General features: G+C 74.8%; 19 protein-coding genes. 10 read left to right on the top strand and 9 right to left on the bottom strand.

From position 1 onward, the window contains the following. The first annotated feature begins 1 nt into the window (after position 1). Positions 2-916 carry a LysR family transcriptional regulator gene (locus tag H6H00_RS20415; protein ID WP_185717344.1) on the top strand — a complete coding sequence of 305 codons (915 nt, stop codon included), beginning with the start codon at positions 2-4 and terminating at the stop codon, positions 914-916. Positions 917-993: 77 nt separating this feature from the next. On the opposite strand, the gene H6H00_RS20410 is transcribed toward H6H00_RS20415, so the two are convergent. Together H6H00_RS20410 and H6H00_RS32900 are read right to left on the bottom strand one after the other, a co-directional pair. Continuing rightward, entirely contained in the window at positions 994-2274 is a 1281-nt protein-coding gene (locus H6H00_RS20410; protein ID WP_185717343.1) for an MFS transporter, read from the bottom strand. After that, positions 2271-2963 (bottom strand): AMP-binding enzyme, encoded by a 693-nt coding sequence (locus H6H00_RS32900; RefSeq protein WP_344735756.1) that lies wholly within the window; start codon positions 2961-2963, stop codon positions 2271-2273. The genes H6H00_RS20410 and H6H00_RS32900 overlap by 4 nt, the downstream gene beginning before the upstream one ends. Here H6H00_RS32900 and H6H00_RS32390 point away from each other — a divergent pair. The 8 genes from H6H00_RS32390 to H6H00_RS20370 all read left to right on the top strand — a co-directional run bounded on the left by H6H00_RS32390 (position 2940) and on the right by H6H00_RS20370 (position 7491). Continuing rightward, a complete protein-coding gene (locus H6H00_RS32390) occupies positions 2940-3578 on the top strand; it encodes a GntR family transcriptional regulator (RefSeq protein WP_255425848.1) in 639 nt (212 codons plus the stop codon). The genes H6H00_RS32900 and H6H00_RS32390 overlap by 24 nt on opposite strands. Positions 3579-3690: 112 nt before the next feature. Then, positions 3691-3966 carry a muconolactone Delta-isomerase gene (locus H6H00_RS20400; protein ID WP_185717341.1) on the top strand — a complete coding sequence of 92 codons (276 nt, stop codon included), beginning with the start codon at positions 3691-3693 and terminating at the stop codon, positions 3964-3966. Position 3967: 1 nt separating this feature from the next. Beyond that, the gene (locus tag H6H00_RS20395; RefSeq protein ID WP_185717340.1) at positions 3968-4696 is read left to right on the top strand and encodes an alpha/beta hydrolase; all 729 of its coding nucleotides are present in this window, start codon (positions 3968-3970) and stop codon (positions 4694-4696) included. Positions 4697-4764: 68 nt separating this feature from the next. Then, positions 4765-5562 carry an oxidoreductase gene (locus H6H00_RS20390; protein ID WP_185717339.1) on the top strand — a complete coding sequence of 266 codons (798 nt, stop codon included), beginning with the start codon at positions 4765-4767 and terminating at the stop codon, positions 5560-5562. A gap of 161 nt (positions 5563-5723) precedes the next feature. Beyond that, positions 5724-6092 carry an STAS domain-containing protein gene (locus H6H00_RS20385; RefSeq protein WP_185717338.1) on the top strand — a complete coding sequence of 123 codons (369 nt, stop codon included), beginning with the start codon at positions 5724-5726 and terminating at the stop codon, positions 6090-6092. 59 nt (positions 6093-6151) lie between these two features. Further along, on the top strand, positions 6152-6907 hold the full coding sequence (locus tag H6H00_RS20380; RefSeq protein WP_255425278.1) for a GAF and ANTAR domain-containing protein: 756 nt from the start codon (positions 6152-6154) through the stop codon (positions 6905-6907). A gap of 83 nt (positions 6908-6990) precedes the next feature. Beyond that, positions 6991-7155, top strand: coding sequence for a hypothetical protein (locus H6H00_RS20375; protein WP_185717337.1), 165 nt, complete (start codon positions 6991-6993; stop codon positions 7153-7155). 132 nt (positions 7156-7287) lie between these two features. Further along, positions 7288-7491 (top strand): hypothetical protein, encoded by a 204-nt coding sequence (locus tag H6H00_RS20370; RefSeq protein ID WP_185717336.1) that lies wholly within the window; start codon positions 7288-7290, stop codon positions 7489-7491. Between the two features lie 23 nt (positions 7492-7514). On the opposite strand, the gene H6H00_RS20365 is transcribed toward H6H00_RS20370, so the two are convergent. Further along, on the bottom strand, positions 7515-7814 hold the full coding sequence (locus H6H00_RS20365; protein ID WP_185717335.1) for a hypothetical protein: 300 nt from the start codon (positions 7812-7814) through the stop codon (positions 7515-7517). Here H6H00_RS20365 and H6H00_RS20360 point away from each other — a divergent pair. Next, on the top strand, positions 7792-8085 hold the full coding sequence (locus H6H00_RS20360) for a zf-HC2 domain-containing protein (protein ID WP_185717334.1): 294 nt from the start codon (positions 7792-7794) through the stop codon (positions 8083-8085). The genes H6H00_RS20365 and H6H00_RS20360 overlap by 23 nt on opposite strands. Before the next feature lie 52 nt (positions 8086-8137). Here H6H00_RS20360 and H6H00_RS20355 read toward each other — a convergent pair whose 3' ends face one another. From H6H00_RS20355 to H6H00_RS20330, 6 genes are all read right to left on the bottom strand, one after another. Further along, on the bottom strand, positions 8138-8320 hold the full coding sequence (locus H6H00_RS20355) for a hypothetical protein (RefSeq protein ID WP_185717333.1): 183 nt from the start codon (positions 8318-8320) through the stop codon (positions 8138-8140). A gap of 121 nt (positions 8321-8441) precedes the next feature. Beyond that, the gene (locus H6H00_RS20350) at positions 8442-9128 is read right to left on the bottom strand and encodes a cyclase family protein (protein ID WP_185717332.1); all 687 of its coding nucleotides are present in this window, start codon (positions 9126-9128) and stop codon (positions 8442-8444) included. Between the two features lie 8 nt (positions 9129-9136). Further along, complete coding sequence (locus H6H00_RS20345) at positions 9137-9907, bottom strand: SDR family NAD(P)-dependent oxidoreductase (protein WP_185717331.1); 771 nt, start codon at positions 9905-9907, stop codon at positions 9137-9139. 91 nt (positions 9908-9998) lie between these two features. Further along, on the bottom strand, positions 9999-12437 hold the full coding sequence (locus H6H00_RS20340) for a xanthine dehydrogenase family protein molybdopterin-binding subunit (RefSeq protein WP_185717330.1): 2439 nt from the start codon (positions 12435-12437) through the stop codon (positions 9999-10001). Continuing rightward, positions 12434-12937, bottom strand: a complete 504-nt coding sequence (locus tag H6H00_RS20335; protein ID WP_185717329.1) for a (2Fe-2S)-binding protein — start codon at positions 12935-12937, stop codon at positions 12434-12436. The genes H6H00_RS20340 and H6H00_RS20335 overlap by 4 nt, the downstream gene beginning before the upstream one ends. A gap of 5 nt (positions 12938-12942) precedes the next feature. Then, positions 12943-13812 (bottom strand): FAD binding domain-containing protein, encoded by an 870-nt coding sequence (locus tag H6H00_RS20330; RefSeq protein WP_185717328.1) that lies wholly within the window; start codon positions 13810-13812, stop codon positions 12943-12945. Positions 13813-13823: the final 11 nt, after the last annotated feature.

Genomic DNA, 13823 nt, shown 5'->3' with positions numbered 1-13823 from the left:
TATGCGATTCCGCCGGCTCCGCTACTTCGTCGCGGTCGCCGACGAGCTCAGCTTCACCCGGGCCGCCGAGCGGTTGCACATGGCCCAGCCCCCGCTGAGCCAGCAGATCGCGCTGCTGGAGAAGGACCTCGGCGCCACCCTGTTCGACCGGTCACGACGCGCGGTCCGGCTCACCGCGGCCGGCGCGGCCCTGCTGCCCGAGGCCCGGCGGCTGCTCGCCGACCTCGACGACACCGCCCGGCTGGTGCGCCGCGTCGCGGACGGCTCCCTCGGCAGGCTCTCCGTCGGCTTCGTGCCGTCCGCGATCAACGGTGCGCTGTCGGACCTGCTGCGCGGGTTCCGCGCCGGGCACCCCGACGTCGAGCTGACGCTGCGCGAGCGGGACCCCGACGCCCTGCTCCGGTCGGTTCGCGACCGCAGCCTCGACCTCGCCGTCCTCTACCTGCCCGCCCCCGAGCCCGACCTGGACCACCGGTGGCTCGGGTCCGAGGAGCTGCTCCTCGCGCTGCCCGCGCACCACCCGGCCGCCGCCCGGTCGCGCGTCGCGCTCACCGACGTGGCCGACGAGCCGTTCGTGCTCCCCGAGCAGCACGACGTCCCCGGCCTGCACGCGGCCGTCGGGGCCGCGTTCGCCGACGCCGGTGTCACGCCGCGGGTCGCCCAGCGCGGGGTGTGGCTGATGCAGACCGTCCTCGGTCTCGTCGCCGCCGGGATCGGGCTCGCGGTCGTCCCCTCCTCCGTCGCCGCGCTCGACCGGGCGGGCGTCGTGCTGCGGCACCTCGACGGTGCCGCCCGGCGGGTCGACCTCGCCGCGGTGTGGCGACCCGACAACCCGTCCGCCCCCCTCGCCCGGATGCTGTCGGGCACCGACCGGCCGGCCGGTCGTCCCTCCGGTGGGAGCGGGCCGCCCGCCTGAGGCGCTCGCGGCGGACGACCGCCGACCGGCACCTTGCGGGACCACGACGGGCCGCCGCCGGTGACGGCCTGCGCCCGTCACCCGGTCGCGCACCGGTCGGGGGCGTCCCGACCGCCGCGCGGCCGACCGACGCGGAACGCCGGCGGGCGCAGCCCGAGGAAGGCGGCCATCCCCACCCCCGTCACCGCGGCCAGCAGGACGAGGGCCAGCGGGTAGCCGCCCGGCCCGGCCTCGACCGCCGTGACCAGCAGCGGGCCGAGCACGAGGCCCAGGGACACGAACCCCATCGACCAGCCCATGATCGTGCCGAAGGAGGTGAGGCCGAAGTAGTCGGTGCGCATCGCGGTCATCGCCGGCCCGCGCAGCCCCCAGGCCAGGCCGTGCACGACGGCCGCGGTGACGAGCACCCCGAACCCGGACGCCGTGGCCATCACCAGCAGCACGGCCGACTGCACGAGCATGCAGCCCGCGGCGAGGTGCCGCTTGTCGATGCGGTCGCCGATCACGCCGGTGACGACCTGGCCGACCAGCTGCGCCACCGACATCGCCGCGACCGCGAGCCCGGCCGTGCCCAGGGACATCCCGTGGTGGCGGGTCAGCAGCGGCACCAGGTGCAGGTTGATCGCGCTGACCGCGACCAGCGCCGCCCCGTGCCCGACGACCAGCAGCCAGAACGCCGCCGTGCGGACCGCGGCCCGCAGGTCGTGGTCCTCGTCCGCGGGCCGCACCGCGGCCCGCTCGTCCGGGGCCGGGGCGGGGACCACCGGCGCCTCCACCGGCTCCGAGGGCAGCACCGCGCTCGCGGCCAGCCCGACGGCCACGGTGACGGCGGCGATCCCGAGGAACGTCACCCGCCAGCCCAGCCCCTCCAGCGCCAGCACGACCAGCGGCACCGCGAGCCCGCCGAGCGCCACACCGCTCGGCAGCAGGCCCAGCGCGAGGGTGCGGCGCTCGGGCAGCACCTGCACCACGGCCACGGTCAGGGGCATGATCCCGGCCGCGGAGCAGCCCAGCGCGATGACCACCACGGCGGCGAGGAACTGGCCCTCGTCCACGGCGATCCCGCCGACCCCGAACCCGAGCGCGGTGACGAGCGTGCCGGCCCGGGAGACGGCCCGGGTGCCGAACCGGTCGCAGCACCAGCCCGTGAGCGGGGCGATGAAGCCGTTGCCCAGCTGGACGATCGCGTAGCCGATCGCGATGACGCCCGGCGACCACCCGGTCTCCGTCGTGATCGCCACGAGGTAGGCGCCGAACGCGGCCATGATCAGGCCGTTCTGGAGGGTGAGCAGCACCGAGCCGCTCAGCACCACCCACCAGCCGCTGCGCCCGGCCCCCTGCCGGCGCAGCACCGTCATCGGGCGACGGCCGGGCGCTCGGGCGCCGGGGCGGCGAACTGCGACCGGGCCCAGCCCAGGTCGGCCTTGCCGGTGTTGAGCCGCGCCACCTCGTCGACGACGACGACCCGCCGGGGCTTCTTGTACCCGGCCAGCCGGCCCGCCACGAACGCCCCCAGCTCGGCGGGCGCCGCGGAGCGACCCGCCCGCAGCGACACCACCGCCGCGACGGCGCTGCCCCACCGCGGGTCGGGGACGCCCAGCACCACGGCGTCGCGCACCGCCGGGTGGTCGCGCAGCACGAGCTCGACCTCGTCGGCGTACACCTTCTCCCCGCCCGTGTTGATCACCTGGCTGCCGCGGCCGAGCAGCCGCAGCCGGCCGTCGGCGTCCAGGCGCGCCATGTCGCCGGGCACCGACCAGCGCACGCCGTCGATGTCGCGGAACGCCCCGGCCGTCTTCTCCGGGTCGCCCTCGTACCCGGCCCCGGCGACGACGGGTGCCGCGAGCAGCCCGACCTCGTCCGACCCGGGCGGCACGTCGCGGCCGTCGGCGTCGATCAGCCGGGCCCCGGCGGCGAGGGTGAACGTGCCGGCCTGGTCGTCGGCGGTGGCCCGGGTGACCGCGGAGACGGCGTACACGCCGCCCTCCGACGCCGCGATCGTGTCGAGCAGGACGACGTCGGCGTGCGCGAGCAGCCGCCGCTTCACCGGCGGGCTCCACACCGCGCCGATGCTGCGGATCCGGCGCAGCGAACCGACGGCGGCCGGGCGGCCCGCCGCCGCGGCGGCGTCGAGCGCGTCGAGCAGGCGCAGCGCGAAGGCGTCGCCGACGATCGTCAGGTCGGTGACGCCGTGCCGGGGGCCCGGGTCCGGCCGATCTCGCTCGACGAGGCCGTCGAGATCACCGAGGCGCGCGCCGTCGTCGAGGGGCTCTGCGCGGCCAAGGCGGCGCAGCGGGCCACCGCCGACGACCGCGCGCGGCTGCGCGTGCTGGGCGAGGACCTGCGCGTCGCGGTCGACACGGCCGACCTCATGGCCTACACGCGGATCAACCAGGACGTGCACCACGCGATCCGGGTGGTCTCGGCGCACGAGACCGCCGGGCTGATGCTCGACCGGCTGCGCACGCAGAGCGTCCGCTACCACTACACGGTGGCGCTGCTGCCCGGCCGGCCGTCGGTCGGGCTCACCGAGCACCTCGAGGTGATCGAGACCGTCTGCTCGGGGGATCCCGACCTCGCCGAGCAGACCATGCGCGCCCACCTGATGAGCGTCGTCAGCGCGCTCCAGCAGCTCGACGCGAACCTGCACCAGCAGTGGTGACGCCCCGATCCGACCGCCCCAGGAGGACGGCTGTGACCGACCGCATCCGCACGACCCACGTGGGCGCACCCCACGGGATCGCACCCGAGACGCTCCGGTGAGGGGACCGACCATGGAGTTCCTGGTACGGGCGCAGAACACGCTCCCCCCCGACACCGCCGACGAGGAACGGGCCCGGCTCAAGAAGGGCGAGCGCGCCCGGGCCGACGAGCTGCGCGCCGCCGGCATCCTCAAGCGGCTGTGGCGGGTGCCCGGGCGCAACGCCACCATCGGCCTCTACGAGGTCGCCGACGCCACCGAGCTGCACGACGTGCTCGCCTCGCTGCCGATGTTCCCGTGGATGGACATCACGGTGGAGGCGGTCGCCACCCACCCGCAGGAGCAGTGACATGACCACCTTCGTCCTCCTGCACGGCGCCTGGCACGGCGGCTGGGTGTGGGGCCGCGTGGCCCCGCGCCTGCGCGCCGCGGGGCACGACGTGCTCACCCCCACCCTGACCGGGGTCAGCGACCGGTCCCACCTGCTGCACCCCGGCGTCGGCCTGGGCACCCACACCCACGACGTCGTCGCCCTGCTCGAGGCGGAGGACCTGCACGACGTGGTGCTGGTCGGGCACAGCTACGCCGGTCTCGTCGTCACCTCGGTGGCCGACCGCTGCCCGGAGCGGATCGCCCGGCGCGTGTACCTCGACGCCTTCGTCGGCCGCCACGGCGAGGCGGGGATCGACCTGCTGCCGCCCACCGTGGCCGGGCACTACCGGGAGGCGGTGTCGGGTCCGGGGCACGGCTGGCTCATCCCCGTCCGCTCGCTGCAGGTGCTCGGCGTCACCGAGGAGGCCGACCTCGCCTGGCTGACCCCGCGCCTCACCCCGCACCCCTGGTTGACCTACACCGAGCCGCTCGCCCTCACCGGGGCGCACGAGGCGGTGCCGGCGACGTTCGTGGAGTGCACCGACTGGATGCGGGTGTTCCGTCCGCACGCCGACCGGGCGCGGGCCGCGGGCTGGCCGGTGCTGGAGGTGGCCACCGGGCACGAGGCGATGGTGACGGCCCCCGGCCCGCTGGTCGACGCCCTGCTCCAGCCGTCCGACCCGCGCCGGGACCGCAGCGTCGCCTGACCGCCGGCCCGGAGGTGGATCGGCCCGCCTCTTGACCTTCCCCTCGGGGGAAGCCCCACGGTCGGGTCATGAGCACCTCCACGCCGTCCTACCCGGCCACCCTCTCCCTCACCGGCCGCCGTGCGGTCGTCGTCGGCGGCACCCGGGGTCTCGGGGAGGCGGTCGTGCGGCGCCTGGCCGCCGCCGGCGCCCGCGTCCTCGCCGTCGGGCGGACCGCCCCGGCCGCCACCTGCGCCGATCGGGTCGTCACGGCCGACCTCACCCGCCCGGACGCCGCGGCCGCCGTCGCCGCGGCCCTCGACCCCGCCGAGGGGCTGGACGTCGTCGTGCACGTGGCGGGCGGGTCCCGGTCCCCCGGTGGCGGCCACGCCGCGCTCACCGACGCCGACTGGGACGCCGAACTGGCCCTCAACCTGCTGGGCGCCGTCCGCATCGACCGCGCGCTGACCCCGCTGCTGAAGCAGGGCCGTGGCGGGGCGGTGGTGCACGTCGGGTCCATCCAGAGCCGCATGCCCCTGTGGGACGGCACCCTGGCCTACGCGGCGGCCAAGGCCGCCCTGCGCACCTACAGCAAGGGGCTGGCCAACGAGCTCGCCGCGCACGGCATCCGCGTCAACACCGTCTCCCCGGGCGGGATCCACAGCCCCGCCGCCGACGAGCTCGCGCGGCGCATCGCCGAGTCCCGCGGCATGTCCGCCGAGGACGGGTTCCGGGTCCTCATGGACTCGCTCGGCGGCGTCCCCCAGGGCCGCTTCGCGCCCCCCTCCGAGATCGCCGAGGTGATCGGCTTCCTCGTCTCCGACGCCGCGGCGTCCGTCACCGGGGCCGACATCGCCGTGGACGGTGGCACGGTGGCCACGGTCTGAGCGCTCCCCCGCGCACCCCGGCCGCTGTCCGCGCTCCGGGCCGGGTGCCCTGATAACGTCCTCGCGACACAGTCACGGTCGCTCCCCCTGACCCCGCGGGCGGCTCCTTCCACGAGCCGCGACAGGGGGCGGAGTTGGGTCGACGCGGGCTGCACGCGGACTTGCGGCTGATCGACACGGTCGGGGTCCTGGAACTCGACGGAGAGCTCGACATCGCCACCGCGGCGGCCCTGCGCGCCGCGCTGGACGGGGCCGTCGCCCGGATCCCCGGGATCGGTGCGCTCGTGCTCGACCTCGCCGGTGTCCGGTTCTGCGGGGCCCGGACCATGCTGGAGCTGTCCGCGACCGCCCGCCCCGTCACGCGGCGCGGCGGGCGGCTGTTCCTGGCCCGCTTCCCGCGGGCGGTGCGGCGACTGGTCGGCGTGCTGGACGTGCCGCACCGCCCCCACCCGCTGGCGGATCCGGCCGACCCGCACGGCCTCGAGCTGCTGCCCGGTCCCTTCACATCGCGCCGCCCCCCGCTACGGTGACCACCACGGCACCCCCGGACCACGACAGCCCGGACCAGGACGGCAGGGGAGGCACGAGCGTGGCGATCGACCCGGCCGCCCTGAGCGCGAGCATCCAGCGGCTCGAACGCGTCGCGCACGACCGCGACGGGTCCGGACCGGCCGACCCGGTCGCGTTGGTCGAGCTCGTGGTCGGCGCCGCCGACAGCCTGTTCGCCCTGTCCGGCGTCGGGCTCATGTTCGTCGACTCCGACGACGCCCTGCGCTACGTCGCCGCCTCCGACGGAGCCATCCGGGCGCTGGAGCGCGTGCAGGAGGAGCTGGGCGAGGGCCCGTGCCTGGACAGCCTCGTCCTCGACGCGACCGTCCGGAGCCCGGACCTGACCACCGACGAGCGCTACCGGGCCGTCGGCGCGATCGTCGGCCCGCTGGGTGTGCGCGCGGTGCTCGGCGTCCCGGTGCGCGTCGCCGGTGCGCCGGTGGCCACCCTCAACGTCTACCGGGACCGCCCGCACGACTGGCCCGACGACGAGGTCGACGCCCTGTCGGCCTACGCCCGGCTGCTGGGCTCCCTGCTCGGCACCCTGGTCGCCGCCCGCCGCAGCGACTCGCTGGCCGCCCAGCTCCGGTACGCCCTGGAGCACCGGATCGTGGTGGAGCGCGCCATCGGCTACCTGATGGCGGACCGGGGCGTCGACGCCGTGGCGGCGTTCGACCTGCTGCGCCGGGCGGCCCGGCACGACCGTCGCAAGGTGCGGGAGGTCGCCGCCGACGTGCTCGGCGGCGGGGCGGACGTCCTGGCCGACGCCCGCCGCCCGACCCGGCCCGCCCGGTAGCGCCGCGGGGATCCGGTCACGGCGGGCGGTCTCATTCTGAGATCCGAGGATTGGTGAGCCGCGTCACGAGGAAGCCAGCGGACATGACCGCAGATGTGAACGAGGCCCCTGATCCCGACAGCGACGAGTTCCTCACCGAGCAGAACACGGTGGACAAGACCACCGACCCCGAGACGTCCGCCGACGAGGTCGGCACCGACGCGGAGCTGCTCTCCACCGACCCGACCACCACCGACGACCCGCAGTAGCGCCCGTGGGTCCGACTCCGTCCAGCAGCGTGGCGGTGTCCGGACCCCTGACCGGTCGGGGCGGGCCGTCCGCGTGGACGGCCGTCCGGCTCCGGCACCAGCTCCCTGATCACCACGCTGAAGGAGTCCCACGTGAGCGAGAACCAGCCCGGCCAGGAACCGCAGTACGGCGAGGAGACCGACCAGGAGCCGCACTACCCCGCGGACGGCGGCACGGCCGACGACGCGGGCCCGGGGTCCGGCGCCGGTCCGGCCAACCCCGACCTGCACGGAGCGGCGCGCGAGGTCGAGGAGGGCGCCAGCGGCGACGGGGCGGCGAAGACCTCCGGGGCCTAGGAGGGCCGGGCCGGCTCGGCAGATCAGCGCCCGGCCCGGCCCTGCTCCCCGGCCACGGCGGCGATGCGGGACGGCGACGCCCGGTCGTCGGGCGTCGCCGGGCGCCAGAGCCGCACGACCCGGCCCTCCACGACCAGCGCGTCACCGCCCATCTGCCGGGTGTCCTCGACCGGCTTGTGCAGCGTCGCGCCCCCGGCCCTGAGCATCGCGTAGCGCGCGATCGTGCCGGGCGAGTAGACCCGCCGGATCGGGGCCCGGCGCAGGCGGAGCCGGTGGTCGGGGTCCGACAGCACCAGCCCGGTGAGTCCGAGGTACCGGGCCACCGGGGCGAGCGCGTCAGGTCCCGCGCCCGCAGCCCACGGCCGCCGATCGCTTCCCCGATCACAGCGCTACCTCGACGGCGAGGCCGACGACGTGACCGCCGCCCGGGTCGCCGAGCACCTCGAGGTCTGCCGGCGCTGCGGCCTGCAGGCCCGGACCCACCAGGCGATCAAGCAGGCGCTGCGGTCGGGCTCCCGCGACGTCGACGACCTCGCCCTGCACCGCCTGCGCACCTTCGGCCGCTCCCTGGCCGACCCCGACGGACCCCGGTGATCACCGCGACGGCGCGGGTGCGCCGGCGGCCCGGTCACGCGGCGGCTCCCGGTCACGGATCGCGGCGATCCCGGACGGCGTCGTCGGGCTGGTCGCCGTCGCCCGTGCGGTCGAACCTGCGGAGGCGCCGGGGGAACGGCGGAGGCAGCCCGTCGTGCCTCGACACGTAGAGCATGACCACGCCCGCATAGCCGAGCAGCACCATGCACACGACCGCGACCACCCCGTTCAGCACCGGGACACCTCCACCTCTCCGCAGGTCCGCACGCCGGGTCGGCGACCCCGGCGCGGCACCTCGGCACCGCGGCGCGTTCCTCCGTGCCCGGGGCGCGACCCCCGGGCGGCGACCGGGCGCCTCACCCCACCAGCGCAACGGCCCGGGTCGGCCCGCCGTGGGCACCCTGCAGCTTGAGGGGGAACCCGACGAAGGTGAACCGGGTGTTCACGACCCGGTCGAGGTTGGCCAGGTTCTCGTAGTGGGTGATGTGCTCACGGCGGCACATCATGTGGCACGGGTAGCTGGTGCTCGCGGGGTTGTCGGGCGTCGGGCTGTCGACGCCGAACGTCTTGATCCCCCGCTCCACGATCCACTCGCTGGCCGACCCGCCGAGCCCGGGGAACTCGCTGAGGTACCGCTTGTCCCCGTTGTACCGGTTCCAGGTGGCCGTGTGGAACAGCACGATGTCCCCGCGCTCGACGTCCACCGGCGAGTCGCCCACGACCCGGTCGAGGTCGTCGGCGGTGATGTCGGTCCGGGGCGGGAACCCCGTGACGTCCAGGCACACGGCGGTGCCGTAGAACAGGTCCAGCGACATCTTCTCGATCGTCTCGGCGGACGGGTCCGGGTCGAGGTGGGAGAAGGAGTCGACGTGGGTCGGCCCGTTGTCGTTGAGCATGAACCCGGTGGTCTGGAACGAGAACCCGCCGTCGAAGCGCGGGGCGGTCTCCTCGTGCGTGGCGTGGTCGAACTGCACCGTCTTGAGGTGGCCCGGGTAGACCTTCATGCCCTCGTAGATGTCCTGCGAGAGATCGATCAGCTGCATGTCCACTCCTAGAACATCACGACGCCTGCGGTCACGTTCATGTCTTCACCGGTGATGGAGGCCGCCGCGTCGGAGGCGAGGTACGCGCACGCCGCGGCCACCTCCCCCGCCTCGACGAGCCGGCCCAGCGGCGACGCCCCGGTGAACGCGGCGAGCGCCTCGGCCTCGCTGATGCCCCGCGCGGCCGCCTGGCGGGCGATCACGTCGTCGATGCGGGGGCCGGCGACCGCACCGGGGCAGACCGCGTTGACGCGGATCCCGTGCGGCCCCAGCTCCACCGCGAGCGTCCGGACCAGCCCGATCACGCCCATCTTCGCGGCCGCGTAGGGCGTGCGGCCGTGCAGCGGGCGCTTGCCCGTCATCGACGAGACGGCGACGAGGCTGCCCTCCCCCGCGGCGACGAGCGCCGGGACGAACGCGCGGAAGGTGAGGAACACGCCGTCGAGGTCGGTGGCCAGGCAGTCCCGCCAGTCGGCGAGCTCGATCTTGTGCAGCGGTGCCGTCGGCCCGGCGATCCCGGCGTTGGCGACGACGGTGTGCACCGGCCCGAGGTCGGACGCCGCGGCCGCCATCGCCGTCACCGACGCCTCGTCGCGGACGTCGCAGGCCAGCGCGAGCGCGGTGCCCCCGCCGGCCTCCACCTCGGCGACGGTCTCCCGCAGCGTCGCGGCGTCCCGCGCGGTGGCGGCGACGGCGAACCCCGCGGCACCGAGGGCGACGGCGATGGCCCGCCCGATGCCGCGGTTCGCGCCGGTGACGACGGCGACCCGCGTGCTCACGCCGCCCCACCCGGTTGCAGGAAGGCCACCTTCACGCCACGCCGTTGCGGCATGGTGGCCTTCCTGCGACGGGGCGGGGTCGCGACCACCGTCAGCCCCCGGCCGCGCGGATCGCGGCCCGCAGGCGGTCCGGGGTGATCGGGAGCTCGGTCACCCGCACCCCGAGGTGCGCCAGCGCGTCGTTGACCGCCACGTTGATCGCCGCGGGCGCCATCATCCGGCCGCCCTCACCTCCGCCCTTGATGCCGTGCAGCGTGTACGGCGACGGCGTCTCGTGGTGGCCGATCCTCAGCTCCGGCACCTCCATCGCCGACGGGACGAGGTAGTCGAGGAAGCTGGACGTGAGCAGCTGTCCGTCGTCGTCGTAGACGAACTCCTCGTAGAGCGCCGTGCCGATGCCCTGCGCGGTGCCGCCGACGATGTGCCCGGCCAGCGAGCGCGGGTTCACCAGCGTGCCGCAGTCGTGGACGGCGGCGTAGGCCAGGAAGCTCACGCTCCCGGTCTCCAGGTCCACCTCCACCACCGGCACGTGGCAGGCGTGGCCCATGAACGGGTAGAAGACGCCGAGGTCGGTGCGGTCGGCCGAGGGCATCGTGGTGTACGGGTGGTCGAAGACCTTGGAGTCCTCGAGCCCGCTCTCCATGTCCTCGGGGAAGCTGTGCTTGAACAGGTGCAGCATCACCGCGATGTCGGCGAGGCTCTTGCGCTGCTCGGGCACCCCTCTGACCTGGTAGCCGCCGTCGACCCACTCCATGTCGTCGGGGTTCGCCTCCAGCAGGTGCGCGGCCGCGCGCAGCGCCTTCGCCTTGATCTTGGCCGTGGCGCCCTCGACCGCGCCGGCGAGCATCACCGTGGTGCGCGAGCCGCCGGGACCCGTCGCGGGCAGGCCGTTCTTGCTGCCCTGGTAGACGATCGAGACGTCGTGCGGGTCGCAGTCGAACTCCTCCGCCACGAGCTGCGCCACCATCGTCTCCGGGGAGTTGCCCCAGAAGGCGCAGGAGTACAGCGTCGCGGTGATGCCGCCGGTGGCGTCGACCTTGAGCGTCACGCTCTCCGGCATCGACGTGACCGGGGCGCCGGGCTCGTCGAACCAGAACCAGAACTCCGTCGCCGAGAACACCGACCGCTCCTGCGCGGTGATCAGCCCGATGCCGATGCAGCGGCCCTCCTCGCGGGCCTTCGCCTGCACGTCGCGCCAGTGGCGGTACTCCGAGAGCTCCAGCGCCTTGTCCAGCACGGCGTCGTAGTCGCCGGAGTCGTAGACGTTGCCGGTGGGGATGAAGTGCGGGAACTCGCGGATGAAGTTGCGCCGCCGCAGCTCGACGGGGTCGAGGGCGAGCTCGCGGGCCGCCTTGTCCACCATCTGCTCGAGCATCCAGTTGTTGACCTCGGAGCCGAAGCCCCGGTAGGCGCCCTGCTGGTTCTTGTTCGTCAGGGCCGCGCGGACCCGGTAGCGCACGCTCGTCATCGCGTAGGGGCCCACGACCTGGGCGAGGGCGTTGCCGTGGTGTCCGACGCCGAACTGGATGTAGGCGCCGTAGTCCTCGACGGTGTCGATGTCGATGCCGCGGATCGTGCCGTCCCGCATCATCGCGAGGCGCACCTCGTAGACGCGGTCGGAGCCGTGGTGGTCGCAGTTGGACATGTTGTCGACGCGGTCCTCGAGGTACTGCACGGGCCGCCCGACCTCGCGCGAGCACATCCCGGCGATCACCGCGGGCTTGGTGGCGAACAGCTTCGAGCCGAAGCTGCCGCCGGCCGGCAGGGGCCGGACGTCGAGCTTGTTGGCCGGGATCTTCATCGTGCCGGCCACCATGAACAGGTAGCTGGTGAAGCTCAGCGAGTTGGTGTGCACGGTCAGCGCGCCGGTGGCGTGGTCGAAGTCGGCGATCGCGCCGACCGTCTCCAGGGGCTGGCCCCCCGAGCGGTGCCAGCGCAGCCGGTCGGTGACGATCACGTCGGCCTCGGCGAAGTCGCGCTCGACGTCGCCGAAGTCGAAGGTGCGCTCGTAGGCGCAGTTGGAGCCCAGGTCGTCGTGGACGAGCGGGGCACCGTCGGCGAGCGCCCGTTCCGGGTCGACGACGGCCGGCAGGGGCTCGTACTCGACGTCGATCAGGGCGAGCGCGTCCTCGGCGAGGTAGCGGCTCTCGGCGACCACGACGGCGACCCCCTCACCGACGTAGCGGACCTTGTCCACGGCCAGGCAGCGCCACGTGTGGGCCGCGGGGTTCGGGCCGAAGTCGGGCAGCGGGTCGCACAGCTCGGCCGCCCGCGCACCGGTGATCACCGCGTGCACGCCGGGCGCGGCCGACGCCTCGGTGGTGTCGATCCCCGTGATCCGGGCGTGCGGGTGCGGGCTGCGCAGGACGGCGGCGTAGAGCATGCCGGTGACGGTCATGTCCCCGATGTAGCCGCCGCGCCCGCGCAGGAACTTCGGGTCCTCGACGCGGCGGATCGACTTGCCGACCCAGGTGCGGTCGGGCTTGTGCGTGCGGACGGGCGGGGCGTCCGGGCGGTCCACGGTCGTCATGCCTGTGCTCCGGTCGTCTCGGTCGAGCCGGCCTTCATCCGCGCGGCGGCGGCGCACACGGCGTCGGTGATGAACTGGTAGCCGGTGCACCGGCAGAGGTTGCTCGCGATGCCCTCGCGCACCTCCTCGCGCGTCACGTCCGGCTTCTGCTCGACGATCTCGCACGCCCGCATGAGCATCCCGGGCGTGCAGAAGCCGCACTGCAGTCCCTGCTTGTCCCAGAACTCGTCCTGCAGCGGATGCAGCTCGGATCCCGAGGCGAGGCCCTCCACCGTGCGCAGCTCCGCGCCGTCCACCTGCACCGCGAACGTCGTGCAGGAGCGGATGCTCTCGCCGTCGCGGAGCACGGTGCAGGTGCCGCAGACGCCGTGCTCGCACCCGATGTGGGTGCCGACGAGCCCGAGGTCCTCGCGCAGCACGTCGACGAGCAGCTTGCGGGGCTCCACCGACACGGTGGACGTCCGGCCGTTCACGGTCAGCGTGACGTCGTGGCGTTCCATGTCGCTCACCTCCGGTCCTGGGCGCGGGTCAGCGCCAGCTCGATGCCGCGGCGCAGGTAGCTGCGGGCGATGTCGGTACGGGTCTCGGTGCTGCCGTGCGCGTCCCCCGACGGGGAGAGCCCGGCGACGGCGGCGTCCACGGCCGCCCGGATCGACGCGTCATCCGGCACGGTGCCGGTCAGGGCCCGCTCGGCCGCCGCGGCGCGCACCGGCACCGGGGCGACCCCGCTCAGGGCGATCGCCGCCCGGGTGACGGCGTCGCCGTCGGTCTCGATCACCGACGCGACCCCCACCAGCGCGAAGTTGCCGTGGGTGCGCGCGAACTCCACGAAGGCCTGCCCACCGTCACGGCGCGGGAACCGGACCTCGGTGAGGATCTCGCCCGCCCCGATCGCCGTGGTGAAGGGCCCGACGAAGAAGTCGGCGGCGGCGATCGTGCGCGCGCCCTGCGGGCCGACGACGACGAGCTCGGCGTCCAGCGCCAGCGCGACCGCCGGGAGCTCGGCCGCGGGGTCGGCGTGCGCGATGCTGCCGCCCACGGTGCCGCTGTTGCGGATCGGCGGGTGCGCGACGTAACCGAGTGCCTCGGCCAGCAGCGGTGCGCCGAGCGCGACCTCCGGTGAGTGCTCGGCGCGGGACAGCCGGACCATCGCCCCGATCGACAGCACGTCGCCGTCGGTGCGGATCCGGGTCAGCTCCTCGATGCGCCGCAGGTCGATCAGGTAGCCGGGCTGGGCCAGCCGGAAGTTCATCAGCGGCACGAGACTCTGCCCGCCGGCGAGAGCCCGGGCGTCGTCGTCAGCGTGCTCGCCCAGCAGCGCGACGGCCTCCGCCACGCTCGTCGGCGCGGCGTAGTGGAACGGGGGCGGTTTCACGGCGACCTCCT

This window comes from Pseudonocardia petroleophila (genome assembly GCF_014235185.1).
Taxonomy (GTDB): Bacteria; Actinomycetota; Actinomycetes; order Mycobacteriales; family Pseudonocardiaceae; genus Pseudonocardia; species Pseudonocardia petroleophila.
The sequence above is the reverse complement of the archived record's forward strand: the minus strand, read 5'-3'. Positions and strand labels throughout refer to the sequence as shown.

Coding starts and splice junctions, on each gene's coding strand:
- H6H00_RS20415 (WP_185717344.1), top strand. CDS start 2: ATGCGATTCCGCCGGCTCCGCTACTTCGTCGCGGTCGCCGACGAGCTC.
- H6H00_RS20410 (WP_185717343.1), bottom strand. CDS start 2,274: ATGACGGTGCTGCGCCGGCAGGGGGCCGGGCGCAGCGGCTGGTGGGTG.
- H6H00_RS20400 (WP_185717341.1), top strand. CDS start 3,691: ATGGAGTTCCTGGTACGGGCGCAGAACACGCTCCCCCCCGACACCGCC.
- H6H00_RS20395 (WP_185717340.1), top strand. CDS start 3,968: ATGACCACCTTCGTCCTCCTGCACGGCGCCTGGCACGGCGGCTGGGTG.
- H6H00_RS20390 (WP_185717339.1), top strand. CDS start 4,765: ATGAGCACCTCCACGCCGTCCTACCCGGCCACCCTCTCCCTCACCGGC.
- H6H00_RS20375 (WP_185717337.1), top strand. CDS start 6,991: ATGACCGCAGATGTGAACGAGGCCCCTGATCCCGACAGCGACGAGTTC.
- H6H00_RS20350 (WP_185717332.1), bottom strand. CDS start 9,128: ATGCAGCTGATCGATCTCTCGCAGGACATCTACGAGGGCATGAAGGTC.
- H6H00_RS20340 (WP_185717330.1), bottom strand. CDS start 12,437: ATGACGACCGTGGACCGCCCGGACGCCCCGCCCGTCCGCACGCACAAG.
- H6H00_RS20335 (WP_185717329.1), bottom strand. CDS start 12,937: ATGGAACGCCACGACGTCACGCTGACCGTGAACGGCCGGACGTCCACC.